At 65.1% G+C, this 26,340-nt stretch carries 26 protein-coding genes; 15 read left to right on the top strand and 11 right to left on the bottom strand.

Features of this window, described 5'->3' with window-relative positions:
• Positions 1–402, bottom strand: coding sequence for a YraN family protein (locus AC1RR3_RS18915; protein ID WP_492824615.1), 402 nt, complete (start codon positions 400–402; stop codon positions 1–3).
• Positions 389–1,339, bottom strand: a complete 951-nt coding sequence (rsmI, locus tag AC1RR3_RS18910) for a 16S rRNA (cytidine(1402)-2'-O)-methyltransferase (protein WP_492824614.1) — start codon at positions 1,337–1,339, stop codon at positions 389–391. The genes AC1RR3_RS18915 and rsmI overlap by 14 nt, the downstream gene beginning before the upstream one ends.
• Positions 1,340–1,687: 348 nt before the next feature.
• On the opposite strand from rsmI, the gene AC1RR3_RS18905 reads away from it, so the two are divergent.
• Complete coding sequence (locus AC1RR3_RS18905; RefSeq protein WP_492824613.1) at positions 1,688–2,917, top strand: penicillin-binding protein activator; 1,230 nt, start codon at positions 1,688–1,690, stop codon at positions 2,915–2,917.
• 101 nt (positions 2,918–3,018) lie between these two features.
• Here the strand turns inward: AC1RR3_RS18905 and hemW are convergent, their stop codons facing one another.
• Genes hemW through rph form a run of 3 tightly spaced genes read right to left on the bottom strand, consistent with a single transcriptional unit; the run spans position 3,019 to position 5,520 of the window.
• Positions 3,019–4,173 (bottom strand): radical SAM family heme chaperone HemW, encoded by a 1,155-nt coding sequence (gene hemW, locus AC1RR3_RS18900; protein WP_492824612.1) that lies wholly within the window; start codon positions 4,171–4,173, stop codon positions 3,019–3,021.
• Positions 4,160–4,795 (bottom strand): RdgB/HAM1 family non-canonical purine NTP pyrophosphatase, encoded by a 636-nt coding sequence (rdgB, locus tag AC1RR3_RS18895; protein WP_492824611.1) that lies wholly within the window; start codon positions 4,793–4,795, stop codon positions 4,160–4,162. Before rdgB ends, hemW begins: the two co-directional genes overlap by 14 nt.
• Positions 4,796–4,806: 11 nt before the next feature.
• Positions 4,807–5,520, bottom strand: a complete 714-nt coding sequence (gene rph, locus AC1RR3_RS18890; RefSeq protein ID WP_492824610.1) for a ribonuclease PH — start codon at positions 5,518–5,520, stop codon at positions 4,807–4,809.
• Positions 5,521–5,683: 163 nt separating this feature from the next.
• Between rph and hrcA the strand changes: the two genes are divergently transcribed.
• Both hrcA and grpE read left to right on the top strand, forming a co-directional pair.
• Complete coding sequence (gene hrcA, locus AC1RR3_RS18885) at positions 5,684–6,772, top strand: heat-inducible transcriptional repressor HrcA (protein ID WP_492824609.1); 1,089 nt, start codon at positions 5,684–5,686, stop codon at positions 6,770–6,772.
• A gap of 98 nt (positions 6,773–6,870) precedes the next feature.
• Positions 6,871–7,476 carry a nucleotide exchange factor GrpE gene (grpE, locus tag AC1RR3_RS18880; protein WP_492824608.1) on the top strand — a complete coding sequence of 202 codons (606 nt, stop codon included), beginning with the start codon at positions 6,871–6,873 and terminating at the stop codon, positions 7,474–7,476.
• 16 nt (positions 7,477–7,492) lie between these two features.
• Here the strand turns inward: grpE and pncA are convergent, their stop codons facing one another.
• Both pncA and AC1RR3_RS18870 read right to left on the bottom strand, forming a co-directional pair.
• The gene (gene pncA / locus AC1RR3_RS18875) at positions 7,493–8,215 is read right to left on the bottom strand and encodes a bifunctional nicotinamidase/pyrazinamidase (protein WP_492824607.1); all 723 of its coding nucleotides are present in this window, start codon (positions 8,213–8,215) and stop codon (positions 7,493–7,495) included.
• A gap of 269 nt (positions 8,216–8,484) precedes the next feature.
• Positions 8,485–9,426, bottom strand: coding sequence for a hypothetical protein (locus tag AC1RR3_RS18870; RefSeq protein WP_492824606.1), 942 nt, complete (start codon positions 9,424–9,426; stop codon positions 8,485–8,487).
• 393 nt (positions 9,427–9,819) lie between these two features.
• On the opposite strand from AC1RR3_RS18870, the gene dnaK reads away from it, so the two are divergent.
• The 8 genes from dnaK to AC1RR3_RS18830 all read left to right on the top strand — a co-directional run bounded on the left by dnaK (position 9,820) and on the right by AC1RR3_RS18830 (position 17,115).
• Positions 9,820–11,721 (top strand): molecular chaperone DnaK, encoded by a 1,902-nt coding sequence (dnaK, locus tag AC1RR3_RS18865; protein WP_492824605.1) that lies wholly within the window; start codon positions 9,820–9,822, stop codon positions 11,719–11,721.
• 244 nt (positions 11,722–11,965) lie between these two features.
• A complete protein-coding gene (gene dnaJ / locus AC1RR3_RS18860; protein ID WP_492824604.1) occupies positions 11,966–13,099 on the top strand; it encodes a molecular chaperone DnaJ in 1,134 nt (377 codons plus the stop codon).
• An 88-nt stretch (positions 13,100–13,187) separates the two neighbouring features.
• Positions 13,188–13,787 (top strand): class I SAM-dependent methyltransferase, encoded by a 600-nt coding sequence (locus AC1RR3_RS18855; protein WP_148743606.1) that lies wholly within the window; start codon positions 13,188–13,190, stop codon positions 13,785–13,787.
• A gap of 57 nt (positions 13,788–13,844) precedes the next feature.
• Positions 13,845–14,423, top strand: a complete 579-nt coding sequence (locus AC1RR3_RS18850; RefSeq protein ID WP_492824603.1) for an NADPH-dependent FMN reductase — start codon at positions 13,845–13,847, stop codon at positions 14,421–14,423.
• 6 nt (positions 14,424–14,429) lie between these two features.
• Positions 14,430–15,140 carry an orotidine-5'-phosphate decarboxylase gene (gene pyrF / locus AC1RR3_RS18845; protein WP_492824602.1) on the top strand — a complete coding sequence of 237 codons (711 nt, stop codon included), beginning with the start codon at positions 14,430–14,432 and terminating at the stop codon, positions 15,138–15,140.
• A 25-nt stretch (positions 15,141–15,165) separates the two neighbouring features.
• Positions 15,166–15,477: a DUF1330 domain-containing protein gene (locus tag AC1RR3_RS18840; RefSeq protein ID WP_492824601.1), complete on the top strand. Its 312-nt coding sequence runs from the start codon at positions 15,166–15,168 to the stop codon at positions 15,475–15,477.
• A gap of 171 nt (positions 15,478–15,648) precedes the next feature.
• Positions 15,649–16,464, top strand: coding sequence for a 4-hydroxy-tetrahydrodipicolinate reductase (dapB, locus tag AC1RR3_RS18835; protein WP_492824600.1), 816 nt, complete (start codon positions 15,649–15,651; stop codon positions 16,462–16,464).
• A gap of 27 nt (positions 16,465–16,491) precedes the next feature.
• Positions 16,492–17,115: a 2,3-bisphosphoglycerate-dependent phosphoglycerate mutase gene (locus AC1RR3_RS18830; RefSeq protein WP_492824599.1), complete on the top strand. Its 624-nt coding sequence runs from the start codon at positions 16,492–16,494 to the stop codon at positions 17,113–17,115.
• A 45-nt stretch (positions 17,116–17,160) separates the two neighbouring features.
• Here the strand turns inward: AC1RR3_RS18830 and AC1RR3_RS18825 are convergent, their stop codons facing one another.
• Together AC1RR3_RS18825 and AC1RR3_RS18820 are read right to left on the bottom strand one after the other, a co-directional pair.
• Positions 17,161–18,057, bottom strand: coding sequence for a methylated-DNA--[protein]-cysteine S-methyltransferase (locus AC1RR3_RS18825; protein ID WP_492824598.1), 897 nt, complete (start codon positions 18,055–18,057; stop codon positions 17,161–17,163).
• A gap of 56 nt (positions 18,058–18,113) precedes the next feature.
• The gene (locus AC1RR3_RS18820; RefSeq protein WP_492824597.1) at positions 18,114–18,647 is read right to left on the bottom strand and encodes a DUF2244 domain-containing protein; all 534 of its coding nucleotides are present in this window, start codon (positions 18,645–18,647) and stop codon (positions 18,114–18,116) included.
• 22 nt (positions 18,648–18,669) lie between these two features.
• On the opposite strand from AC1RR3_RS18820, the gene nth reads away from it, so the two are divergent.
• From nth to AC1RR3_RS18805, 3 genes are read left to right on the top strand one after another with little or no spacing between them, the layout of a single operon-like run.
• On the top strand, positions 18,670–19,437 hold the full coding sequence (nth, locus tag AC1RR3_RS18815) for an endonuclease III (RefSeq protein WP_492824596.1): 768 nt from the start codon (positions 18,670–18,672) through the stop codon (positions 19,435–19,437).
• Positions 19,438–19,495: 58 nt separating this feature from the next.
• The gene (locus AC1RR3_RS18810) at positions 19,496–20,632 is read left to right on the top strand and encodes an HlyD family secretion protein (protein ID WP_492824595.1); all 1,137 of its coding nucleotides are present in this window, start codon (positions 19,496–19,498) and stop codon (positions 20,630–20,632) included.
• Positions 20,619–22,247 (top strand): MFS transporter, encoded by a 1,629-nt coding sequence (locus AC1RR3_RS18805; protein ID WP_492824594.1) that lies wholly within the window; start codon positions 20,619–20,621, stop codon positions 22,245–22,247. Before AC1RR3_RS18810 ends, AC1RR3_RS18805 begins: the two co-directional genes overlap by 14 nt.
• Before the next feature lie 136 nt (positions 22,248–22,383).
• On the opposite strand, the gene AC1RR3_RS18800 is transcribed toward AC1RR3_RS18805, so the two are convergent.
• Positions 22,384–23,124: a sulfate transporter family protein gene (locus tag AC1RR3_RS18800; RefSeq protein ID WP_492824593.1), complete on the bottom strand. Its 741-nt coding sequence runs from the start codon at positions 23,122–23,124 to the stop codon at positions 22,384–22,386.
• Between the two features lie 87 nt (positions 23,125–23,211).
• Positions 23,212–24,384 (bottom strand): phosphorylase family protein, encoded by a 1,173-nt coding sequence (locus tag AC1RR3_RS18795; RefSeq protein ID WP_492824592.1) that lies wholly within the window; start codon positions 24,382–24,384, stop codon positions 23,212–23,214.
• A gap of 287 nt (positions 24,385–24,671) precedes the next feature.
• Between AC1RR3_RS18795 and AC1RR3_RS18790 the strand changes: the two genes are divergently transcribed.
• Complete coding sequence (locus tag AC1RR3_RS18790) at positions 24,672–26,324, top strand: S53 family peptidase (RefSeq protein ID WP_492824591.1); 1,653 nt, start codon at positions 24,672–24,674, stop codon at positions 26,322–26,324.
• Positions 26,325–26,340: the final 16 nt, after the last annotated feature.

Below are 26,340 nucleotides of genomic sequence, written 5' to 3'. Positions count from 1 at the left end.
TCAGGTCGAGGCGTCGAATGCTGCCAACACATGGCGCGGAAGTGAGCGCGGCGCAATCAGCATGGCGTCGAATCGCAGTTCGAATTCGGCATGCTCGGGATGCGCTACGAGCCAGCCTTGCGCGGCATTGATGATGCGCTGCTGCTGGCGCGGCGTCACGGCATAGGCGGCGTCATCGAGGCTGGGGCGCGCCTTGACCTCGACAAAGGCGATCAGGTTGCGGCGGCGCGCCACGATGTCGATCTCGCCATGAGGGGTGCGGTAGCGTTTGGCGAGGATGCGGTAGCCCTTGGCCATCAGATAAGCGGCGGCGCGGCTCTCCGCGGAGATGCCGGTGCGGAACGCGGCGACACGCTCGGGCGAAGCGACTTTCGGTTCCTTCGCCCCTTCAGTCTTCGCCATCGCCGCCCCGCAGGTCTTTTGCGAGTTCGAGCGCGCGGGCATAGACCTCGCGGCGCGGCCGGCCCGACAGCGCGACCGCATGGGCGACCGTATCTTTGACGCTATGAGCGGCGAGCTGCGCGCGCAAGAGATCGTCGAGCGCGTCCGATGTCAGCACCTCGGCGTCGGCCGCTGGCGGAGCGATCACCAGCACGAATTCGCCGCGCGTCTCCAGTGTTGCGGCGTCGCGCGCCAGCTCGTTCAGCGTCGCGCGCGAAATCTCCTCGTGCAGCTTGGTCAGCTCGCGGCAGATCGCGGCCTCGCGCGTCCCCATGATCTCGGCGAGGTCGGCGAGCGTATCCTGCACGCGGTTGCCGGAGTCGAACATCACCAGCGTGGCATCGATGCGGGCGAGCTCGGCGAGGCGGCTTCGCCGCGCGGCGGATTTCGACGGCAAAAAGCCTTCGAAGAAGAAGCGGTCGGTCGGTAGCGCCGCGACCGACAACGCCGCCAGCACCGAGGACGGGCCGGGCAGCGCATAGACGGCATGGCCGGCGGCGCAGACCTCGCGCACCAGCTTGAAGCCGGGATCGGAGATCAGCGGCGTGCCGGCATCCGACACCAGCGCGACCGAGCCGCCTGCCGCAAGCGCCTCCAGGATTTTTGGGCGCGCGGCTTCGGCGTTGTGCTCGTGATACTGCTTGAGTTGTGCGGAGATGTCGTAGCGCTCGGTCAGGCGCCGTGTGATGCGGGTGTCCTCGCAGGCGATGATTTCGACGCCGGCCAGCGTCTGAAGTGCTCGCAGCGTGATGTCGCCGAGATTGCCGATGGGGGTCGCGACCAGATAGAGGCCCGGCGCCGCCTTCGGCGCCGTGAGCCGATGGGCGTCGATGGAGAAACCGCGCGGGGCGGCGTCTGTGCCTTCAGGCGTATTTATCGGGGCCGGCTTTGCGCGCATAATGAATTGAACTTAGGCATGATATCAGGGGCTGGGAACCGGTCCTTCGAAAAAGATCGCGGCTCCGCCTTGGGCGAGGATTGAGGAAGGACTGGAATGTGATCCATCCGGCATCACATTCCCGAGGGAATGCAGTGTCAGCGCCATATTCACGGCGGAAACGCCGCCTTGATGCTGGGTTACGGACGGCGGACAGCTGGCCGGGGCTTGAGGTGCGGTCGCGTTAAACGGTTATTATCCTTTTGTTTTGGTTAACTATTTGCCGACAATATGCCTGAATCTGCGGCTTGTGTCGCGGCAAAGTTTGTTGTGACCGGCTGGCGATCGTCGGTCAAAAGAGAAGCTGCCATGGGCCCGCGTGATCCGAAGTTTCCCGTTCAGGGGCCCCGCTTGTCGGGGGCGACCCGGCGGAGCGCGCTTGGCCTGTTGCTCGGCACACCGCTGCTGTCGGCCTGCGCCGGCGTGCAGCAGAGTCTCAGCCAGTTCTCCAACCCGTTTTCCAGCTCCCCGCCCCCGGCCCAGCCGGCAGGTCCGCCGCAACAGGCCACCACTGCCGGCTCTGGCGGGGTCAAGGTCGCCGTGATCCTGCCGCTCTCGGCCGCCGGCAATGCCGGCCTTGCCGCGCAATCCATGCGCAATGCCGCCGAGATGGCGCTGGCCGAATTCCAGAACCCGAACATCCAGCTTCTGATCAAGGACGACAATGGCAGCCCGCAAGGCGCGCAAGCTGGCGCGCAGCAGGCGGTCGACGAAGGCGCCGAGATCATTTTGGGGCCGTTGTTCGCGCAGTCGGTGCCAGCCGTGGCGCAGGTCGCGCGCACGCGCGGCATCTCCGTCATCGCGTTCTCGACCGATTCCAGCATCGCCGGTCGCGGCGTCTATCTGCTCTCTTTCCTGCCGGAGTCCGACGTCAACCGCATTGTCGAATATTCCGCCAGCATCGGAAAGCGCTCCGTCGCCGTGCTCGTGCCCGACAATGCCTATGGCAATGTCGTCGAAGCCGCGGTGAAGGCGGCGGTGCCGCGCCGTGGCGGGCGCATCGTCGCGTTCGAGAAATACGGCGCCGATCGCGCCACGCCGGCGCGCACCGTGGCGCAGCAGCTCGGCGGTGCGGATGCGCTGTTCATTGCCGATGATGGCGACGCCGTCGTCACGGTTGCGGATGCGATGACCGCGGCGGGCGCCAATTTGCGCAACATCCAGCTGCTCGGCACCGGCCTGTGGGACAACCCGCGTGTCTACGCCAATTCGAGCTTGCAGGGCGGTCTCTACGCCGCGCCCGATCCGGCCGGCTTCCGCGGTTTCTCCGGTCGCTACCGCACCAAATACGGCGCCGAGCCGATCCGCACCGCGACGCTCGCCTATGACGCGGTCGCCCTCGTCGCCGCGCTCGCGCGCACGCAAGGCCCCACGCGCTTCTCGTCCGACGTGCTCACCAACCCCTCGGGCTTCGCCGGCATCGACGGCCTGTTCCGCTTCCGCGCCGACGGCACCAATGAACGCGGTCTTGCGGTGATGAAGGTGACGACCGGCGGCGGTGTGGCAGTCGCGGGCTCGCCGAAGAGTTTTGGGGCTTGATCGCTTCGTAGCCCGGATGGAGCGCAGCGCAATCCGGGGCGGTCTCACCACGCGGACAGAACCCGGATTACGCTGCGCTCCATCCGGGCTACGGCGTCTTGTTAAGCCGCCAAATCCGCGACCACCGCGTCCAGCACCGGGAATCCGCTGCTCGTCACGCGCAGCCGTCCCGTCGCATCGACCGTAATCGCACCCTCTTCGCGCAGCAGCGCGATGCGCTTGGGATCGAGCGGGCGGCCGGAGAGCGCTTTGTAGCGCTCGGGATCGATACCCTCCGCCAAACGCAATCCCATCAGCAAAAATTCGTCGGCGCGCTCTTCGCTGTTGAGGAGATCGTCGGTGACGTTGCCATGGCCGTTGGTCTCGACCCGCATCAGCCAGGCTTCGGGGCGCTTCTCGGTGGCGGTGGCATGGCGCACGCCGTCGATATCGAGCCTTCCATGCGCGCCGGGGCCGATGCCGGCATATTCATCGCCGCGCCAGTAGACCAGATTATGACGACATTCAGCGCCGCGCCGTGCGTGGTTTGAAATCTCGTAGGCGGGCAGGCCGAGCTTGTCGCAGGTTTCCTGCGTGACATCGTAGAGCGCGCGCGCGACCGCCTCATCCGGCGTCTTCAATTTGCCGGCCTGGTGCAGGCCGAAGAACGGCGTGCCTTCCTCGATCGTCAATTGATAGAGCGACAGATGCTCGGCGGCCTCATTGATCGCGAGCTTGAGTTCATCGGCCCACATCGCCGGCGTCTGGTCGGGACGGGCGTAGATCAGATCGAACGAATAACGCTCGAACGAGCGGCGCGCGATGGCGACGGCATCGAGCGCCTCGCGCGCGCTGTGCATGCGGCCGAGCGCCTTCAGCGAGACATCGTCGAGCGCCTGCACGCCGAGCGAGACACGATTGACGCCGGCTGAGCGATAGCCGGCAAAGCGCGTGGCTTCGACGCTGGTGGGGTTTGCTTCCAGCGTGACCTCGACGTCGCCAGCGACTTTCCAGTGCTTGCCGATGGCATCGAGCACCGCGCCGACGGTCGCCGGCTGCATCAGCGACGGCGTGCCGCCGCCGAGGAAAATCGAGGTCACCTCGCGGCCGGGCGCGCGCTGCGCGGTGGTTTCGATCTCACGCGCGAAAGCTGAAGCGAAGCGCGTCTCGTCGATCGCGGCGTGGCGGACGTGACTGTTGAAGTCGCAATAGGGGCACTTCGACAGGCAGAACGGCCAGTGCACATAGACGCCGAAAGCTTTGTTAGCGCGGCTCAAGGCAGATCTCCGCCAGTTTCACGAAGGCGCGGGCGCGGTGCGATAGGGCAAGGCCGAGCGGCGGCAGGCCGTGCTTCTCGATGCTGGTCATCTCGCCGAAGGTGCGGTCATGACCATTGGGCAAAAACATCGGATCGTAGCCGAAGCCGGCGGTGCCACGCGGCGGCCAGACCAGCGTGCCATCGACGCGCGCCTCGACCTCTTCGAGGTGATCGTCGGGCCATGCGACGCAGAGCGCGGAGACGAAGTGAGCCTTGCGCTTGTCGGGCGTGGTCGCGCCGCGTTCCTGCAACAGCCGTTCGATCCGCGTCATTGCCGCGGTGAAGTCTTTGGAGGGGCCGGCCCAGCGTGCGCTGTAGATGCCGGGAGCGCCGTCGAGCGCATCGACCACGATGCCGGAATCATCGGCGAAGGCCGGCAGCTTGGTCGCCTGCGCCGCCGCGATCGCCTTGATCGCGGCATTGCTGCGGAAGTCGTTGCCGGTCTCGTCAGGCTCGGGCAGGCCGAGCTCACCCGCCGACACCGCCTCGATGCCGTAAGGTGCCAAAAGCTCCTTCATCTCGGCGAGCTTGCCGGGATTGTGGGTGGCGATGATCAGCTTTCCGGTGATTCGGCGGTGCATGGGCCTATTGACTACGCGACGGCCAGTTTCTGCAAGTCCACGAGGCGCGCGATGCCCTTCTGGGCCAGCGCCATCAGCGCCAGGAGCTCGTCCTGCGTGAACGGCTCGCGTTCCGCGGTTCCCTGCACCTCGATGATGCGGCCGTCGCCGGTCATGACGAAATTGGCGTCGGTCTGCGCTTCCGAATCCTCGGCATAGTCGAGGTCGAGCACGGGCGTGCCGTTGTAGATGCCGCAGGAGATCGCGGCGACGTTGTCGCGCAGCACCTTGGCCTTGATCATGTTGCGCGCCTTCATCCAGCTGATGCAATCGGCGAGCGCGACCCAGGCGCCGGTGATGGAGGCCGTGCGCGTGCCGCCGTCGGCCTGCAGCACGTCGCAATCGACCGTGATCTGGCGCTCGCCGAGCGCTTCGAGATCGACGATGGTGCGAAGCGCGCGGCCGATCAGGCGCTGGATCTCGACGGTGCGGCCGCTCTGCTTGCCGGCGGAGGCTTCACGGCGGGTGCGTTCCGAGGTCGCGCGCGGCAGCATGCCGTATTCGGCGGTGACCCAGCCGCGGCCCTGGCCCTTCAGCCACGGCGGCAGGCGGTCTTCCAGCGTGGCGGTAACCAGCACATGGGTGTCGCCGAATTTCACCAGGCACGAGCCTTCCGCATATTTGACCACGCCACGCTCCAGCGTCACGGGGCGCAATTCGTCGGGCGCACGGCGGCTTGGCCGCATGGGAAATCCTCCAAAACTCTCGGGAAAAGCCTATTCGCGGTGCTTGTAGGTGGGGTGAGGGTGGGCGGCAAGGCCTTTTCGGTCCCCAGCCAAGTGCAAAACCACGCTTGTCAGGGGCCGTTCCGATGGCCAAATTGTAAGCACCTGAGAGGAGTTGCCGTCTGTGGCCCATCACGATCCGATCCATCTGATCGCGCCGCGCGCAGGCCTCGCCCAGCTCAACGAGCGTTCCCGCGACATCTTTCGTCAAATTGTCGAAAGCTATCTGGCGACCGGCGAGCCGGTCGGCTCGCGCAATATCTCCCGGCTGATCGCGATGCCGCTGTCGCCGGCCTCGGTCCGCAATGTCATGGCCGATCTGGAACAGCTCGGCCTGATCTATGCGCCGCACACCTCGGCCGGTCGTCTGCCGACGGAACTCGGCCTGCGCTTCTTCGTCGACGCCTTGATGCAGGTCGGCGACCTCAATGACGCCGAGCGGCAGTCGATCCAGAGCCAGTTGACGTCGGTGGGCCACGCCCAATCGGTCGAGGCCGCGCTGTCGGAAGCGCTGACGCGGCTATCCGGGCTCACCCGCGCCGCCGCCGTGGTGCTGACGCCAAAATCCAATTCGCGGCTGAAACATCTCGAATTCGTCCGGCTGGAACCGGAGAAGGCACTGGTGATCCTGGTCGGCGAGGACGGCCAGGTTGAAAACCGCGTGCTGACGCTGCCGCCCGGAGTTCCCTCCTCGGCGCTGACAGAGGCCGGCAATTTCCTCAATGCGCGCATCCGCGGCCGCACGCTGGCCGAGGCACGGCTCGAACTCGAAACCGCGCTCGGGGAAGCCCGCGCCGAGCTCGATCAGCTGACCCAGAAGGTGATTTCGGCCGGCATCGCCAGCTGGTCCGGCGGCGAGAATGAGGATCGCCAGCTCATCGTCCGCGGCCACGCCAATTTGCTGGAAGATCTGCACGCGCTGGAGGATCTGGAACGCGTTCGGCTGCTGTTCGACGATCTCGAGACCAAGCGCGGCGTGATCGATCTGCTCGGCCGGGCCGAGACGGCTGAGGGTGTACGCATCTTCATCGGCTCCGAGAACAAGCTGTTCTCGCTGTCGGGGTCCTCCACGATCATCTCGCCCTATCGGGATGCCGCCGGCCATATCGTCGGTGTTTTGGGCGTGATCGGGCCGACGCGGCTGAATTATGCCCGTGTGATCCCGACCGTGGATTACGCCGCCCGCATCGTCAGCCGGCTTCTGGGGGGCTGACCGGCGGCTCCTTCGATCACGGGCGCTTGATTTTCGGCGCCCGAAGCACGATATCCGGGCCAGCAAAATCCCGTAAGACGAGTTCGAAAAGAGAGCCGATGACCGATCGAGACCGGCAACCCGAAGACACGACCGCGCCGACAGGCGAGCCCGTGGCGTCGAAGCCCTACATCATGCCCGACGATCCCGAGCCCGGCTCGGTCGAGCTGTTGCAGAAGGAGGCCGCCGAGGCGCGCGATCGCATGCTGCGGACGCTGGCCGAGATGGAGAACCTGCGCAAGCGCACCGCCAAGGAGGTCGCTGACTCCAAGCTCTACGGCGTCACCGGCTTTGCCCGTGACGTGCTCGACATCGCCGACAATCTCCAGCGCGCGCTCGATGCCGTTCCGGCGGAAGCGCGGGCCAATGCCGATGCCGGCCTGAAGGGGCTGATCGAGGGCGTCGAGCTTACCGAGCGCTCGCTGCTCAACGCGCTGGAAAAGCACGGCGTGAAGAAATTCGATCCGTCAGGCCAGAAGTTCGATCCGAACTTCCAGCAGGCGATGTTCGAGGTGCCTGATCCGTCAGTGCCCGCCGGCACCGTCGTGCAGGTCATGCAGGCCGGCTACACCATCGGCGAGCGCGTGCTGCGTCCCGCCTTGGTCGGTGTCGCCAAGGGCGGTGCGAAGGCCGCGCCCGCGGCGAACAGCAACGAAGCTAACTGAGCGGCGTAAGCGTCGCTTACGCGCTCGCCGCGATATCCGCGGACTGAATCCGCTTCACGCCGGCCTTGGCCATATCGGCCCAGGCCTTTGCGAGCGAGCCCTGCGTGTCGATGCCGCGGCAGGCGTCTTCCACGACGTAGACCTCAAAACCCGCCTTGCGCGCGTCGAGCGCGGTCCAGGCGACGCAGAAGTCTGTCGCGAGGCCTGCGACGAAGACACGCTTGATCTTGCGGCCTTTCAGATAGCCGGCAAGGCCGGTCGAGGTCTTGCCGTCGGCCTCGAGGAAGGCCGAGTAGCTGTCGACGTCCTTGTGAAAACCCTTGCGGATGATGAGCTCGGCGTGCGGGATCGCGAGATCCTTCGACAGCGCCGCGCCGTCGGTGCCCTGCACGCAATGGTCGGGCCACAGCACCTGCTTGCCGTAGGGAAGGTCGACGGTCTCGAACGGCTTCTTGCCGGAGTGAACCGACGCAAACGAAATGTGGCCGGGCGTGTGCCAGTCCTGCGTCATCACCACGTTCGAAAACGCCTTCGCCATCTTGTTGATGACGGGCACCACCTGCTCGCCTTCCTTCACCGCGAGGCTGCCGCCGGGCAGGAAGCAGTTCTGCACGTCGATCACGAGCAGCGCGGATGCATCATCGGGCTTGATCGATGCGGCCGCAAACAGCGCGGTTGGCATGAGGGTCGAAAGCGCCGTGGTCCCAAGCGCTGCCAGGATTTGTCGTCGATCGAGCATCGTTCGCCTCCCCTTGGGATGATCCAACGGGAGGCAAGCCTAGTTCCGTTCGTATACGAACAGAAGCCCGAAAATGCAGCCGGTTCTGGTGAGTAATCGAGCGTGAGCCGCACACTCGGTGCACCTCGCCCGCTTGCGGGAGAGGTCGGCGCGCGAAGCGCGGCGGGTGAGGGTTCTGTCCTCTGGGGGATTGTCCCGTTGCGGAAACACCCTCTCCGCCGCCCTCCCCCGCAGGCGGGGGAGGGAGTGCATCTCGTTCGGAGATGCAGCTAGCCCTTCGGCTGAATCCCGTCGCGCACGGCGCGGAAGCGGGTGAAGGCGGTGGGCCACTGCTCGCGCGGGGCGCTGGCGACGATACGCAGCGAGGCGCCGCCGTTGCTGAAGCGAATCCACTGCACCACGGTGACCGGGGTCTTGTCCTTGCCGCTGACGCCGTCGATCCTTGTCTCAAAGCCCTGCTGGCCGTTGATGCGGATCGGCTCCGACATGGTGACGCGCGATTCGCGCACGCCGGGAATCTGCAGCGCCGCCTCCTGGGCGAAGCGGGCGCGGTCGTCGGCGGCTTGCGGGGTGGCGCCGATCAGGCCGAGGATCATGAACGGCTTCGACTCGTAACCCGTGCTCTCGTCGCCGTCGGCCAGGATGATGCTGGAGCCCGGCGCCAGCGTGCGGATGTCCTTGAACTCGGCAAGATCGGTGATCTTGAACGGCATCAGAGCGATCTGCTCGTCGGCCGAGACCTGCTTGCGGGTGACGGTGCTCGCAAACATCTGCCGCACCGCCTCGTCGGTGTAGATCTTGGTCGCATTCTCGGGGATCTGCACCGCGACATAGCCGGAGAAGCCGGCGCCCGGCACGATCATCGAATAGCGCTTCACTGCCGTCTCGCCGGCCTTGCCGCTCTCGGTGGTGAAATAGGCAAGGCCAGCCGGCGTCTCGATCTTGTCCTGCTTGACGCCATTGGTGCCCGCCGGATTGGCGTTGAAGGCGCTCACGACCTCGCCATAGGCGGCCGGCGGCAGCTCGGTGATCAGCACCTTGACGCCGCCGTCCTCGCTCTCGAAGCCCGGAAAGGTTTTTGCCGTGCTCAGGCCGACCAGCGGCACCATGCCGAGACGAAGTCCGGGCGGGTAGACGGCGTCGGCGGCCATGGCCGGAAGCGCGGTGGCAATGAGGAGGGCGAGCGCGGCGAGGGGGCGGATCAGCTTCATGGGCACTCTGATTGGTTCACATTGAGGCCGTTCGATGGTCGGCCACCGGGCCGCTTTGTCGCGCGAAGCGGCCTCAGCGCGGCTGTCGGCCGGTCGCCTTTTAGCGGGTTTGGCCTTGCCGTAACAGGGTGGGGCAGATGGCGGTGGCGGGGTCCGCGAATTCCCGGACCTGTTAATATTTCCTCACCCGCAAGGGCGGTCGAGCCCGGATATGATCGTCCAAAACCCAATGTTTTCACGGCCGAAACGTAGCTTCGGTCCTTGCGGCCCCCTCCCCCCCTCCTATATGAGCGTCAACCATCGCAATATCGCGAATGTTTGATCTTAGGGGGTTTCGGTTCGGGTGCCTTCTGGGCCCAGCCAACCTGCCGCAAAAACAAGGATATCAGGACCATGGGAAAGGTCATTGGGATCGACCTCGGCACCACGAATTCGTGCGTCGCCGTAATGGATGGCAAAAACGCCAAAGTCATCGAGAATTCCGAAGGCATGCGCACGACGCCTTCGATCGTCGCCGTGACGGACGACGGTGAGCGCCTCGTCGGCCAGCCTGCCAAGCGCCAGGCCGTTACCAATCCGGAGCGTACGTTCTTCGCAGTGAAGCGCCTCATCGGCCGCCGCTACGACGACCCGATGGTCGAGAAGGACAAGAAGCTCGTTCCGTACAAGATCGTGAAGGCTTCCAACGGCGACGCCTGGGTCGAGGCCGACGGCCAGACCTACTCGCCCTCGCAGGTCTCTGCTTTCATCCTGCAGAAGATGAAGGAAACCGCGGAAGCCCATCTCGGCCAGAAGGTCGATCAGGCCGTCATCACCGTTCCCGCCTACTTCAACGACGCCCAGCGCCAGGCGACCAAGGACGCCGGCAAGATCGCGGGCCTTGAAGTGCTCCGCATCATCAACGAGCCGACCGCGGCCGCGCTCGCCTATGGTCTGGACAAGACCAAGGCCGGCACGATCGCCGTGTACGACCTCGGCGGCGGCACGTTCGATATCTCCATTCTCGAAATCGGCGACGGCGTGTTCGAGGTGAAGTCGACCAACGGCGACACCTTCCTCGGCGGCGAAGATTTCGACATGCGCCTGGTCGGCTACCTCGCCGACGAATTCCAGAAGGAGCAGGGCATCAACCTGCGCAACGACAAGCTCGCGTTGCAGCGCCTGAAGGAAGCCGCTGAAAAGGCCAAGATCGAGCTGTCGTCGACGACGCAGACCGAGATCAACCTGCCCTTCATCACCGCGGACCAGACCGGCCCGAAGCATCTGACGATGAAGCTCACCCGCGCCAAGTTCGAAGCGCTGGTCGACGATCTCGTGCAGAAGACGGTCGAGCCCTGCCGCAAGGCGATCAAGGACGCCGGCCTCACCGCCGGTGAGATCGGCGAAGTGGTTCTGGTCGGCGGCATGTCGCGCATGCCGAAGGTCCAGGAAGTCGTGAAGCAGCTGTTCGGCAAGGAGCCGCACAAGGGCGTCAACCCGGACGAAGTCGTGGCGATCGGTGCCGCGATCCAGGCCGGCGTGCTCCAGGGCGACGTCAAGGACGTGCTGCTGCTCGACGTGACCCCGCTGTCGCTGGGCATCGAGACGCTGGGCGGCGTGTTCACCCGCATCATCGACCGCAACACCACGATCCCGACCAAGAAGAGCCAGGTGTTCTCGACCGCTGAGGACAGCCAGAACGCGGTCACCATCCGCGTCTTCCAGGGCGAGCGTGAAATGGCGGCCGACAACAAGATGCTCGGCCAGTTCGACCTGATGGGCATTCCGCCGGCTCCGCGCGGCATGCCGCAGATCGAGGTGACGTTCGACATCGACGCCAACGGCATCGTCAACGTCTCGGCCAAGGACAAGGCCACCGGCAAGGAGCAGCAGATCCGCATCCAGGCCTCCGGCGGCCTGTCGGAAGCCGACATCGAGAAGATGGTCAAGGACGCCGAGGCCAATGCCGAGGCGGACAAGAAGCGCCGCGAGGCTGTCATGGCCAAGAACGAGGCGGATGGTCTGGTGCATTCGACCGAGAAGGCGCTTGCCGAGCACGGTTCGAAGGTCGGCGAGACCGAGCGCCGTGCCATCGAGGATGCCGTCGGCGACCTCAAGGAAGCGCTGAAGGGTGATGACGCCGAGGCGATCAAGGCCAAGACCCAGACGCTCGCGCAGGCTTCGATGAAGCTCGGTGAGGCCATGTACACGCAGCAGGCCGAGGCCGATGCCAAGAGGGATGCGGCCAAGGACGATGTCGTCGACGCGGAGTTCACCGAAGTCGACGACGACAAGAACAACAAGAAGTCCGCCTGATCCCAAGAGGGTCATGATGCGGACGGCTTGGACCCCACACGCGCTACCGGCCTCCCCCATCGAGGGGGAGGCCTTCGTGCCGGGCCGAACGGGCCACGCTCCCGTTACGATCGATCAATTTCCAGCCGTTATCCTGAATCCCGCCGTGCTGCCCTCTGCCGCAGGGCGGAGGGACGCCTATATCGTCGCATGGCGGCGTTGTTTCGCTCCGACTTGAATCGCGATTGGATAGACCGAGTTGAACATGTCCACGTCCACCAAGCGCTGCTATTACGAAACCCTCGAAGTCGAACGCACCGCTGACGATTCCGTATTGAAATCGTCCTTCCGCAAGCTGGCGATGAAGTTCCACCCGGACCGCAATCCCGGGGACGACACCAGCGAGGTCAAGTTCAAGGAAATCAACGAGGCCTACGAGGTCCTCAAGGACAAGGACAAGCGCGCCGCTTATGACCGCTTCGGCCATGCGGCCTTCGAGCAGGGCGGCCCTGGCGGCGGCGCCGGTTTCGGCGCAGGCTTCGCCTCCTCCTTCTCCGACATTTTCGAAGACCTGTTCGGCATGGCCGGACAGCGTGGCCGCGGCGGCCGCGAGCGCGGCGCCGACCTGCGCTACAACATGGAAATCACGCTCGAGGAAGCCTTTGGCGGCAAGACCGCGCAGATCGAGATCCCGGTCTCGGTCACCTGCGAGGCCTGCTCGGGCATCGGTGCCAAGGCCGGCACCAAGCCGAAGACCTGCTCGACCTGCGGCGGCGCCGGCCGCGTGCGGCAGTCGCAGGGCTTCTTCACGCTCGAGCGGACCTGCCCGGGCTGCCAGGGCCGCGGCCAGATGATCGAGGACGCCTGCCCGTCCTGCTCGGGCCAGGGCCGGGTCACGCGCGAGCGGAATCTGTCGGTCAACATTCCCCCGGGTGTCGAGGACGGCACGCGGATCAGGCTCGCCGGCGAAGGCGAGGCCGGCGTCCGCGGCGGTCCGCCCGGCGACCTCTACATCTTTCTGTCGCTGGCCCAGCACCAGTTCTTCCAGCGCGACGGCGCCGACCTGCATTGCCGGGTGCCGATCTCGATGGTGACGGCCGCCCTTGGCGGCGAATTCGAGGTGCCGACCATCGAAAAGGGCAAGGCCAAGGTGAAGGTACCTGCCGGGACCCAGTCCAACCGTCGATTCCGCATTGCATCAAAAGGCATGCCGGTGCTGCGCTCGCGCCAGACGGGCGACATGTACGTTCAGGTCGTGGTCGAGACCCCGCAGAACCTCACCAAAAAACAGCAGGAATTGTTGGCCGAGTTCGAAAAGCTCTCCTCCGGCAATACCCAGCCGGAATCCGAGGGATTCTTCGCCAAGGTCAAGGATTTCTTCGGTAATCGGGCGAATTGACCCGTCTTGACCGCATCGGTTTCGGCCTATACGTCTTTATGACCATTTTCTGACACGCCGCGGTCCTGCGGTCCCGTCCGGTCCAGACATGCCATTGCCATCGTCCGCGCGTGCGTTGAAGAAGCCTCGTCTCGATGATGAGGTGCGCTTTCTCAGATCGTGGATCGAAAAGCCCCTCCACATGGGCGCAGTGATGCCGTCGGGCAAGCTGCTGGCCCGGACCATGGCGCATTACGTCGACATCAATTCGGACGCACCTGTGGTCGAGCTCGGGCCCGGCACCGGCGCCATCACCTCGGCTTTGGTCGAGCGCGGCGTCGATCAGAAGCGTCTCGTCCTCGTCGAATACAATCCCGGCTTCTGCGCGCTGCTGCGCGACCGCTATCCGCAGGCCAAGGTGGTGCAGGGCGATGCCTATCGGCTGCGCGACACGCTCTGGAACGTACTGAGCGCGCCGGCTTCCGCGGTGGTCTCCGGCCTGCCGCTCGTCACAAAACCGATGCTGACGCGGCTGCGGCTCATTCGTGACGCCTTCACGGCGCTCGCGCCCGGCGCGCCCTTCGTCCAGTTCACCTATGCGGTGGTGCCGCCGATCCCGAAATCGCTGCCCGGCGTGTCCACAGAGGCCTCGGAACGGATCTGGATGAACCTTCCGCCGGCCCGCGTCTGGGTGTATCGCAAGGACTAATTCCGCCGGCATCTTTCTTTGCGCGGCGGGCTGGTTTCGCCGAACGCATGGAAGCGGATGTCCGCACCCAAGATCCTGGTTATTCCCGGCTCGCTCCGCACCGGCTCGCACAATGCGAAGCTGGCGACGGTGGCCACCCATGAATTCGCCCAGGCCGGTGTTGACGTCACCCGCATCTCGCTCGCCGATTTTCCGCTGCCGATCTACGACGGCGATCTCCAGGCCAAATCGGGCGTGCCCAAGCACGCGATCAACCTCAAGCGCATGATCGGCGCGCATCATGGCGTGTTGATCGTCTCGCCCGAATACAACGCCTCGGTGCCGCCGCTGCTGAAGAACGTGATCGATTGGGTCAGCCGCGTGCATGAGCTGCACGAGGCGCGCGGCGAGGTGTTCCGCAACCGCACCTTCGCGCTTGCCGGCGCCTCGCAGAGCCGGCTCGGCGCCGCCCGTGCGCTCCAGGCGCTCAGGCTGATCCTGACGTCCTGCCACGCCAATGTGATTGCCAGCCAGCTCACGCTCGCCTTTGCCGATCAGGCCTATGACGATATGGACAGGCTGAAGAACGAGGGTGATATCGCCGCGTTGAAGGAGTTGGTGCGGCAGTTGATCGACATTTCCCAACGCATGATGTGAGGTGACATGACGCCAGCCGAAATCGCCCCGAAAGACCGCCTGATCGTCGCGCTCGATCTGCCCAGCGTTGATGCCGCGGAGGCGATGATCGCGAAGCTCGGCGACAGCGTCACGTTCTACAAGATCGGCTATCAGCTCGCTTATGCCGGCGGCCTGCCGCTGATCGGCAAGCTCGCCGACAAGGGCAAGAAGGTGTTCGCCGATCTCAAGATGCACGACATCGGCAACACGGTGACGCGCGGCGTGGAGAGCGTGGCGAAGCTCGGCGCGACCTTCGTCACCGTGCATGCCTATCCGCAGACCATGAAGGGCGCGGTCGAAGGTCGTGGCAGTGCCAGACTGAAGATTCTCGCGGTCACGGTGCTGACCTCCTACAATGACGATGATCTGCATGCGGCCGGCTACCGGCTCAACGTCTCCGAGCTGGTCGAGGCACGCGCGCAGCAGGCGCAGGTGCTCGGCGTCGACGGCCTCGTGTCCTCGCCCGAGGAGGTCGGAGCCTTGCGCAAGATTGTCGGCCACCAGATGAGCCTCGTCACGCCCGGCATCCGGCCGGCGGGTTCGGCCAGTGGCGACCAGAAACGCATCATGACGCCGGGCCGCGCAATCACCGCGGGTGCCGATTATCTCGTGGTCGGGCGGCCGGTGGTGGAAGCCGCCGACCCGAGGGCTGTCGCAGACGCCATCCACGCCGAGATCGCGCAGGCGCTCGGCTAACCACCAACAACAAGGGAGAAGAACAATGGCAAAAGCCTACTGGATCGGACGCGTCGACGTGAACAATGACGAGGGCTACAAGCCCTATGCCGTTGCCAACGGTCCGATCTTCAAGAAATGGGGCGCCCGCTTCGTCGTCCGCGCCGGCAAGTTCACCACCGTCGAAGGTGCCAGCCGCACCCGCAACGTCGTGATCGAATTCCCCGACTACGAGACCGCGATCGCCTGCTACAACTCGCCGGAATACCAGGCCAACATCAAGGTGCGGCAGCCGCACTCGATCGCCGACCTCATCATCATCGAGGGCTATGACGGCCCGCAGCCGTCGGACGGCTGAGGCCAGATCAGCTTCGTCATGGCCGGGCTTGACCCGGCCATCCACGTCTTTGCCCCATCTGTGTGGCCCTTCGTGGATGCCCGGGACACGCCCGGGCATGACGGTGGAGTTTGCCCCTCGGTTGCCGGAACTGCCTCCCCCCGCTACAAACGGCGGTGAGAGGATTACACCATGTCCGACATGCGCCTGATTGTTGCTGGAGCCGGTGGCCGGATGGGCCGTGCGCTGACGCGGGCGATTTCCGAGAGCAAAGGCGCGGTCCTGGCGGGCGCGCTGGAGGCACCGGGTTCCGAGCTGCTCGGCAAGGATGCCGGCGTGCTCGCAGGCCTGCCGGCCAACGGCATCAAGCTCTCGGCCGATCTCTGGGCGATGTCGAAGGAGGCTGACGGTATCCTCGATTTCACCGTGCCGGCCGCGACCATCGCCAATGTCGCGATCGCTGCCGAGCGCGGCATCGTCCATGTCATCGGCACGACCGGGTTGTCGGGCTCCGACAACGCCGTGATCAAGAGCGTCACCAACCGCGCGGTGGTGGTGCAGTCAGGCAATATGAGCCTGGGCGTCAATCTGCTCGCCGCCGTGGTCAAGCGAGTCGCCAAGGCGCTCGACGAGAGCTTCGATATCGAGATCGTCGAAACCCATCATCGCATGAAGATCGATGCGCCGTCCGGGACGGCTCTGATGCTGGGACAGGCCGCAGCCGCCGGCCGCGGCGTCACCCTCGATGAACATTCCGAGCGTGGCCGTGACGGCATCACCGGCGCGCGCCGGCCGGGCAATATCGGTTTTGCCTCGTTGCGCGGCGGTACCGTCGCCGGCGAGCACAGCGTGAGCTTCCTCGGTCCGTTCGAACGCCTGACGCTGTCGCATCTGGCCGAAGACCGCATGCTGTTCGCGCACGGTGCGCTGAAGGCGGCGCTGTGGGCGCATGGCAAGAAGCCGGGGCACTACTCCATGGCCGACGTGCTCGGCCTCGCTGATCTCTGAACAAATGAAAGCAACGGAAAGCAGTCAATGAGTGAACGTCTTCTCGTGCTCGTGCGCCACGGCCAGAGCGAATGGAACCTGAAGAACCTTTTCACGGGGTGGAAGGATCCTGATCTCACCGAGCTTGGCGTGAAGGAAGCCACAGAGGCGGGCCGCAAGCTGAAGGCGCAGGGCCTCGTGTTCGACGTCGCCTACACCTCGGTCTTGACGCGCGCCCAGCACACGCTCGACCTCATCCTCGGAGAGCTCGGCCAGAAGGGCCTGCCGACCTCAAAGAACCTCGCGCTGAACGAGCGCGACTATGGCGATCTCTCCGGCCTCAACAAGGACGACGCTCGCAAGAAATGGGGCGAGGACCAGGTGCTGATCTGGCGCCGCTCCTACGACGTGCCGCCGCCCGGCGGCGAAAGCCTGAAGGACACGCTGGCGCGTGCGCTGCCCTATTACGTGCAGGAGATTTTGCCCGGCGTGCTCAACGGCAAGCGCACGCTGGTCGCCGCCCACGGCAACTCGCTGCGCGCGCTGATCATGGTGCTGGAAAAGCTGTCGCCCGAAGGCATCTTGAAGCGTGAGCTCGCGACCGGCGTGCCGATCATCTACCGGCTCAATGCGGATTCGACGGTGGCCTCGAAGCTGGATCTGGCGAGTTGACTTTCTTCGCCTCTCCCCGCTTGCGGGGAGAGGGAGTAGACCTGCCTACTGCATCCCCAGCTGCCCGGCTTCCCAACCCAGCATCGCCTGCTTGCGGGTGATGCCCCAGTGATAGCCGGTGAGCGTGCCGCTCTTGCCGAGGGCGCGGTGGCAGGGCACGACGAACGAGACCGGGTTCTTGCCGACCGCGGCGCCGACGGCGCGCGAGGCTTTCGGGCTGTCGATGTTGCAGGCGATGTCGGAATAGGACACCGCGCGGCCCATCGGGATCTTCAGCAGCGTCTCCCACACCCGCACCTCGAAATCGGTGCCGATCATCACCACGCGCAGCGGCTGGTCGGGCCGCCACAGTTTTGTGTCGAAGATGCGCTGCGCCAGCGGTGCGGTGCCTTCGTGGTCCTCGACGTAAGTTGCGTTCCGCCAGCGCCGCGTCATGTCGGCGAGCGCGACCTGCTCCTCGCCAGGGTCGGCGAAGGCGAGCCCCGACAGGCCGCGATCGGTCGCGATCACGATCGCCGTGCCGAATGGCGAGGGATGGAAGCCGTAGCGCAGTGTCAGGCCGGCGCCGCCGTTCTTCCATTCGCCCGGCGACATCGCTTCGTGGGTGACGAAGAGATCGTGCAAGCGGCCCGGACCCGAGAGTCCTGAGTCGAGCGCGGCATCGAGGATGCTCGCCGAATCCCGCAAGAGACCCTTGGCGTGGTCGAGGGTGAGCGCCTGCATAAAAGCCTTCGGTGTGATCGAGGCCCAGCGGCGGAACAGGTGGTGCAGCTCATCCGGGGTGACGCCGGCCGCATCCGCCATCGCCTCGATGGTCGGCTGCGTGCGCCAGTTCTCCGAGATGAAAGCGATCGCCCGGCGCACCGAATCATAGTCGCGCAGCGCGGCGTTCTGTGAGCCCGGCCTGGCCAGGCGCTGGTCATGTATGGCGAGTGTCATCATGAGCGGAAATGTAGGCGCGGCACCAACTCGAAACCACCCGATTTCCGACCCGGCGATCAGGTCACCGGATTGTAGGTCGGGCCGCGCCTGGCGGCGTTCAGGGCTTCAACCAAGCCTTTGTAGAAACTTGCTTTTTCGTCCGGTCCCAGGAAGCGGGCGATCTGGATCTGGTGACCGCGCGAGATCAAATAGAGATGCTCGATGCCGAAGTCCTCGTCGATTTCGGTGTCGAGCCGGACCCAGAGCGGGTTGAAGGTCCATTCGACGACCTCGCCGCGATGGCTGACGCGCCGCACCCGCAACTGCGTGGGCGTCACCACGATCTCCTCGCTCGCCCGGGCGCTGCGGAAATTGACCTTGAAGGCCCACCAGATCACCAGCACGTCGAGGCCGAAGAAGCCGAACACCGGCCACGCCCCCATCATCAGGAAGACGAGGCCGGTGACGAAGCTGACGACGCTCAGGAACAGCATCACGGCAAGAAAGCCGGTGCGGTTCAGCGAGCGGTGCGGCGTCAGCAGCGCCGAGAAGATTTGCAGCTCGCGCTGATCTTCAAAGTCTTTGCGCTCAATTTCGTTGCCTGTGCTCATCGTCCCTCAGTATATCCCGATCATGGCGAAAATCACCCGCAAGCCGGTCCCGCGCAAAGCCCCCGTGCCGAAGAAAAAGGCAAAGACGGCCGTCGCGACGCCGAAGGTACTGGCGAAGAAATCCCTCAAGGCGACCAAACCCAAGCCTGCCAAACCTTGGACGCCGGCTGAGGTTCGCGAGGTCTTCAGCCGTTTCCGCAAGGCCAATCCGGAGCCGAAGGGTGAGCTCGAGCACGTCAATCCGTTCACGCTGCTGGTCGCCGTGGTGCTGTCGGCGCAGGCCACCGACGCCGGCGTCAACAAGGCGACGCGCGCCTTGTTCGAGGTCGCCGACACCCCGCAGAAGATGCTCGATCTCGGCGAGGAGCGCCTTCGCGACTACATCAAGACCATCGGCCTCTATCGCACCAAGGCGAAGAACGTGATCGCGCTATCAGCGAAGGTGCTCAGAGATTTCGGCGGCGAGGTGCCGCGCACCCGCGCCGAGATCGAGTCATTGCCGGGTGCCGGGCGCAAGACCGCCAATGTCGTGCTCAACATGGCCTTTGGCGAGCACACCATGGCGGTCGACACGCATGTCTTCCGTGTCGGCAACCGCACCGGGCTTGCGCCCGGCAAGACGCCGCTCGAAGTCGAACTTGGGCTGGAAAAAATAATTCCGTCCGAATACATGCTGCACGCACATCACTGGCTGATCCTGCATGGCCGTTACACCTGCCTCGCGCGCAAGCCGCGCTGCGAGGTATGCCTGATCAACGATCTTTGCCGGTGGCCGGAGAAGACGGTGTGAGGCAATATTCGCCGTCGTTCCGGAACGATGTGAAGCAAGTCGGTTTTGGGAGCCTATCGTGAGTCAGCAGGAACAAATCTCGTCGTCGCCACCTGCTGCCACACCGGCGCCGCCGCCGAAGCCAACGCAGCCGCCGGCCAGCTCGCTGTGGAGCCGGCTCGCGATCCCGCTGTTCGCCGTCATTGTCGCGCTTGCCTTCGTCGCGCTGGCGACGTTGCGTTTCGACGAATGGGTCGGCAACGCCGCGGTCCAGACCACCAATGACGCCTATGTGCGCTCCGAGCTGACGCGGCTGGCGAGCCGTGTTTCAGGCGAGGTGCTGACTGTAGGGGTGACCGACTTCCAGCGCGTCAAGGCCGGCGATCTCCTGATCCAGATCGATCCTGCCGACTATCAGGCCCAGGTTGCGCAATCCGAGGCTGCTGTTGCCGCCGCGCAGGCCGTGCTCGACAATCTCGGCAACCAGATCGAGTTGCAATATGCGACGATCGCGCAGGCCGAGGCGGCGCGGCTGTCGGCGGAAGCGCTGGAGGTCGAGGCCAAGCAGGAGCAGGAGCGTCAGCAATCGCTGTCCCAGACGGAGTCCGGCACGCGGCAGCGTTTCGAGCAGGCAGTCGCAGGCTACGCCAAGGCGCAGGCTGACGTGCGCGCCAGCCGCGCCGTGATCGCGGCCCAGCAGCATCAGCTCGAGGTCCTGCAAGGCACCAGGAAGCAGCGCGCCGCCGATCTCGACGCGACCAAGGCGACGCTGGCGAGCGTGAAGCTCAAGCTTGGCTACACCAAGATCACGGCGCCGTTCGACGGTGTCGTCGGCGAGCGCCAGGTGCAACCCGGCGACTACGTCAATATCGGCACCAATCTGATCAACGTGGTGCCGCTGCCGAAAGTCTATGTGATCGCGAACTACAAGGAGACCCAGCTCACGCATGTGGCGCCGGGCCAGCCGGTCGAGATCACCGTCGACAGCTTTCCGCGGGAGAAGCTGCGCGGCAAGGTCGAGCGCATCGCACCCGCGACCGGCGCGCAGGTGGCGCTGCTGCCGCCCGACAACGCCACCGGCAATTTCACAAAAGTGGTGCAGCGCATTCCGGTGCGCATCCAGCTCGACGACAACCAGCCGCTCCTGACGCGGCTCGTGCCCGGCATGTCGGTCGTCACCAACATCGATACGAAGGCCGCGAATGGCGGGAAATGACGATTCCGGCCGCGGACCTCTCTCGCGCGGCGGCATCGCGCCACAACCCTTGTTTGCCGTGGCGGCGGTGCTGCTCGGCTCCTTCCTCGCCAATTTCGACAGCCGGCTGACCACGGTCGGCCTGCCCGATCTGCGCGGTGCGTTTGAGCTTACCTTCGACGAGGGCGCCTGGCTCTCCACCGCCGGTATCGGCTCGCAGATCTTCATCGCACCCGCGGTGGCCTGGCTCGCCACCGTGTTCGGCCTGCGCCGCGTGCTCGGGATCCCCAGCCTGGTCTATGCCGCGGTGTCGCTGACCATCCCTTTCGTGCGCGACTATCCGACACTGCTCGCGCTCAGCGTCGTGCACGGGCTTCTGCTCGGCACCTTCGTGCCGGCGACCCTGATGATCGTGTTCCGCAATCTGCCGATCCGCTGGTGGCTGCCGGCGATCTCGATCTATTCGATCCGCGTCGGCTTTGCATTGGACACCTCGACCTCCCTGGTCGGGTTCTATGTCGACCATCTCGGCTGGCAATGGCTGTACTGGCAGGGCGTCGTGATCGCGCCGCTGATGGGCTTGATGGTTTACCTGGGCACACCGAGCGAGCCGGTGAACCGCGGGCTGCTGCGCGGGGCCGATTGGGGCGGCATGCTGCTGCTCGGTGCGGGGGTCGCGATGATCTATGCCGGCCTCGACCAGGGCAACCGGCTGGACTGGCTCGGCTCCGGCACGGTGATGGCGCTGCTCGTCGGTGGTGGGGCGCTGTTCATGGCTTTCCTCGTCAACGAGTCGCTGGTGCGCCAGCCCTGGGCGCATGTGAACGTGCTGTTCTCGCGCAATATCGGGTTGTCGCTGGTCGTGATCCTGCTCTACACGCTGAGCAGTCTCTCCAACTCGTCGCTGGTGCCGAACTTCCTCGGCAATATCGGCCTGCTCAGGCCGGAGCAGAGCGGCCTGTTGCTGCTGACTTACGGCGCGCTGCCGATGTTCGTGCTGGTGCCGATCTCGATCTGGCTGCTCCGGCATTTCGACGCGCGCGTGGTGACGGTGCTGGGCTTTGCCTGCTTTGCCGCCGCCAACCTCTGGGGCACCCAGCTCACCCATGACTGGGCGCGCGAGGATTTTGTCGGCATCGTGCTGCTGCAATCGGTGGGTCAGTCGCTGACGCTGCTGCCGATCATCATCCTGGCGCTGTCGAACTCCGATCCGAGCCGTGCCACGTCGTTCGCCGCCTATATCCAGATCATGCGGCTCGGCGGCGCCGAGATCGGCGTGGCGCTGATGGGGACGTGGCTGCGCGTCCGCGAACAGGTCCATTCCTTCTATATCGGCCAGAACCTCGAGGTCGGCGATGTCAACGTGGTGCGCGCGCTCAAGCAGCTCGCCGACCATTTTGCCGCCCATGACGCCGGTCTGGCTCAGGCGCGCGCGGTCGGCACGCTCGCGGGCTTTGTCCAGCGTGAGGCCAATGTGCTCGCCTATATCGACGGCTTCTGGCTGTGCTTCTGGCTGGCGATGGCCGCGCTCGGCTGCATCGCGCTGATCACCCGCGCGCCGCCGGGCCCGTTCACGCCGGCGCCGTTCGGCTTCGCCAAGATGCTGCTGCGCAAGTGCGGAGTAAGGGTCGCGTAGCGCCCGGTCACCTCTCCCGCTTGCGGGAGAGGTCGGCACGAAGTGCCGGGTGAGGGTTCTCTCCGCTTGGGGATTGTCCCATTCCGGAGACACCCTCTCCCCGACCCTCTCCCGCAAGCGGGAGAGGTGGAGACCGTCACCGCATCTGGCGCGCCGGCTCGATCAGTTCGGGTCGCGGGCCCGATAGCCGCTTGTGCATGTGGACCATGAAGGCCATGGCGAAGATCGGCGTCGCCAGATTCAGGATCGGGATCGAGACGAAGGCCGCGATGAAGAGGCCGGCGGTGAAGATCGTGGCGGCATTGTCGCGCCGCATCGCCTTGGCTTCCTCCGGGGAGCGGAAGCGCATCGCCGCGAGCTCGAAATATTCCCGGCCGAGCAGCCAGGCGGTGGCGAGGAAGAAGATCAGGAAGCCGGCGCCGGCGAAAAGCACCAGCGGCAGTGCGGCGAGATAAACCAGAATCGTCAGCAGCGCGGTCTTGACGCCTTCGAAGATCGCCTGGCCGATCGGCAGCGCGACGCCGGGCCGCTCGGCGGGATAATGCTCGCGCTCGACGATATCGGCGACGTCGTCGACGAACAGGCTGGCCACCAGCGAGGTGATCGCCGGCATCAGGAAGACGCCGCCGAACACGACGCCGAGGCCGGCTGCGATCGAGACGATCCAGGACAGGACCTCGAGCGAGGAATGCCAGCCCGGCCCGAGCAGGCCTTCCAGCCAGACCTCGCCATAGGTCGCAAACCAGCTGAGCAGCCGCTGCAGGCCGATCGCCAGCACGGTGATCAGCACCAGCGCAAGCCCGATCGATCGCCACAGGATCGAGCGCATCGGCGGCGAAATCATTTGCGACAGCGCCTTCACGGCGGCATCCAGCATCGGAGTTCCTCTCACGAAAACCACCCGCGAGAGGTAGACACCCCGGGCCGCTTCGGCAAGGGACGCTGGCCCGCCTGCCGCTGCGACCTAAGCCTCCGCCACGATGCTGGCCCAGCAGGTGATGGCGCTGCAGACCGTGCTCCAGCGGCCGAACCCCTTGTAGATCTGGGCGGCGACCTGCTCCTGCTGCTTCAACGTGCCCTCGGCCTTGATCTGGGGGTCGGAGACGTTGCGGATCGCAAGCCAGCGCGGCGCCTTGTCGCCCATCTCCTGCGCCACGAGGCCAAGGACGGCGTCACCCATCTCGGAGACGTCGCCGAGCCCCTGGAGGTGGAAATGATTGTCCGAGGTGTCGAAGCCGAAGAAATCGGTGGTGACGACGGAGGAGGACAGCCCGCTCGGCTTCACCACGAAGATCTTTGGCCCCCTGGTGTTGTCCTTCGGCAATTGCCCGGCATTGGCCTTGAACAGCGTCTTGGCCTGCGCGAATTTCTTCGACACGGCCGGCCTGCTGGAGAAGTGCTCCTGCGCAAAGGGCTCCTTCTTGAACTTCGACAGGCAGTCGAAGCGAACGATCGGGCTGACGACGACGTCACCGACCTCGAATACTTTGCCAATGCCGCCGGCGGTACCCGTGGTGATCACCAGCGTCGGCTGCACCTCGGTGATGATCTGGCGCCAGACGTCGATGTTCGGCAATTGCGGACCGTCTTGCGACATGTGCGAGTCGGATTTGAAGATCACGCATTTCTTCTTCCCGATCGTCGTGGTCCAGTAGGTGCCGAGCCGCTTCAGCTCCTTGGCCGGGCAGCCATTGCGCATCTTCTTGGAGATCGTTGCGTAGTTGTGCGTGTACGGGACGTAGTCGTTGCGCGAATCCTTGCCCGGCGTCAGCACCCGGCTGAGCGCGTGACCTTCGTCGACGGTCCAGGTCACGACCAGCACGTCGGCGCGCGGCAGCGGGCCCTTGCCATTGCCCTTCGGCTTCGGCCCGGTCTGCGGCGCGAGCCCCTTCGGCCAGGGAATGTCGGTGAAGCGCGACAGGCCGGTCGAGGTCGAGAAGGCCATGAACGCGCGGCCCTCGGCCGATTCGGAATCGAAATCGATGATCTCGCGCCGAAAGTCTTCCGACGTGACTTTTGCGGTCTTCTTCACCGCGGCATCCTTCACGCGCTTCACCACGAAGGTCTCGGGCGGCGGCGGTGTCGTGATCGGATCGAAACCAAGATTTCTCTCAACCCATTTACGGTCAGCCAACATCGCATCGTCTCCGCCAGTTTGATTTTGACAAAGGTCTGATTGTGACAAGCATCTTCCATTGGTCGGCCAAGCGAGCCGACGGTTACAATCTTAGATCGAATTTGTTGGCATCGAATGGGTCGGGGCTATTGACCGATCCTGTGCCGGTCGGGTCGCTGATAATTTTTCCTGCTCGGCAGCGGTATTTCTGAAAAAATCTTACGCAGTATCTGAACCAATTGGCGCTCCAGATTACACCTATAGTTGAGGTGCGACAATCTGCCTTCCAATCACAAACGGAGGAAGTCATGGCAAGCTCGATCAAGCGTGTCGCGTTGGTGAACAGTGCCCGCAAATTGCCGAAAGGGGCCAAGCTCGTCGGTGCGGCCGATCCCAAGCAGGAAATCGAGATCAGCGTTCGGCTGCGTGCCAAGCGTACGCAGCCTGCTGAAGACGAGCAGATGATGGCGCTCGGCGCACAACCGCCGCGCGAGCGGCAATATCTCTCCCGTGCCGAATTCGGCGCAGAGATGGGCTCAGACACCGCCGACGTCGCCAAGATCGATGACTTCGCCCATCACCACGATCTCAACGTCAAGAGCGTGCATCTGGCGTCCCGCACCGTGAAGCTGACCGGCACGGTGAAGGCGATGAGTGCGGCCTTCGGCGTCAGGCTCAACAAGGTCCGGCACGAGGGCGCGACCTATCGCATGCGCAAGGGCAGCGTGCAGATTCCGGCCGAGCTCGAAGGGATCGTCGTCGGCGTGCATGGCCTCGACAACCGTCCGGTGGCGCAGCCGCATTTCCGGCGCAAGATGGCCAAGAAGGGCGTCACCGCGCGCGCCGCGCAGAGCGGCAGCTTCTCGGTCGAACAGATCGCCCAGCTCTACAACTTCCCGGGCGGCGAGACCGGTGCCGGCCAGTGCATCGCCATCATCGAGCTCAATGACATCGATCAGAAGGGCCACGCCACGGGCGCCGGCTACAAGACGTCCGACCTGAAGACCTTCTTCAAGAAGGCGGGCATCCCGATGCCGCAGATCGCGCCCGCCAGCGTCGACGGCGGGGCCAACAAGCCTGGCCATTCCGAGGCCGACGGCGAGGTCGTGCTCGACATCGAGGTCGCCGGTGCGATCGCGCCGGGTGCCAGGATCGTGGTCTATTTCGCGCCCAACACCACCAACGGCTTCATCGACGCGGTGAAGGCCGCGGTCCATGACACCGCGCGAAATCCCTCGGTGATCTCGATCAGCTGGGGTGGACCGGAAGACGAGGACGGCTCGCAGCAATTCGTCGACGGCCTGAACGAGGCGATCCGTGACGCCGCCGCGATGGGCGTCACCGTCTGCGTCGCCTCCGGCGATAATGGTTCGGCCGACATGGGCCAGGATTGGGACGGCAAGCCGCATGCCGACTTCCCGGCCTCCAGCCCCTTTGCACTGGCTTGCGGCGGCACCAATCTGAAGGCGCCGAACGGCCACATCCAGGAGGTGGTCTGGAACGGCGGGACGCAGGGTGGCGCCGGCGGCGGCGGCGTCAGTGTGGTGTTTCCGCGGCCGGCCTACCAGGCCCATGCCCACGTGCCGAAATCACCGGCGCATTCGGTCGGGCGCGGCGTTCCTGATGTCGCCGGCGATGCCGATCCCGCAACCGGCTACCAGATCTTCCTCAACGGTGTCGGCACCACGATCGGCGGCACCAGCGCGGTGGCGCCGCTGATGGCCGGACTGATCGCCCGCATCAACGAGGCCACGACGAAGAAGTTCGGCAAGACCGTCGGCTTCATCAACCCGCTGATCTACGCCTCGCATGCGCAGGGCGTGTTCCGCGACATCACGCAGGGCAACAACGACATCACCGGCGATCTGCACGGCATGTACAAGGCCGGCTCCGGCTGGGACGCCTGTACCGGCCTCGGTGTCCCCAACGGCGCGGCGCTGCAGAATCTGCTGGCGGCGTGATCGGATAGACGCTCTC

The organism is Bradyrhizobium sp. GW821-FHT13H05 (assembly GCF_058804065.1).
The sequence above is the reverse complement of the archived record's forward strand: the minus strand, read 5'-3'. Positions and strand labels throughout refer to the sequence as shown.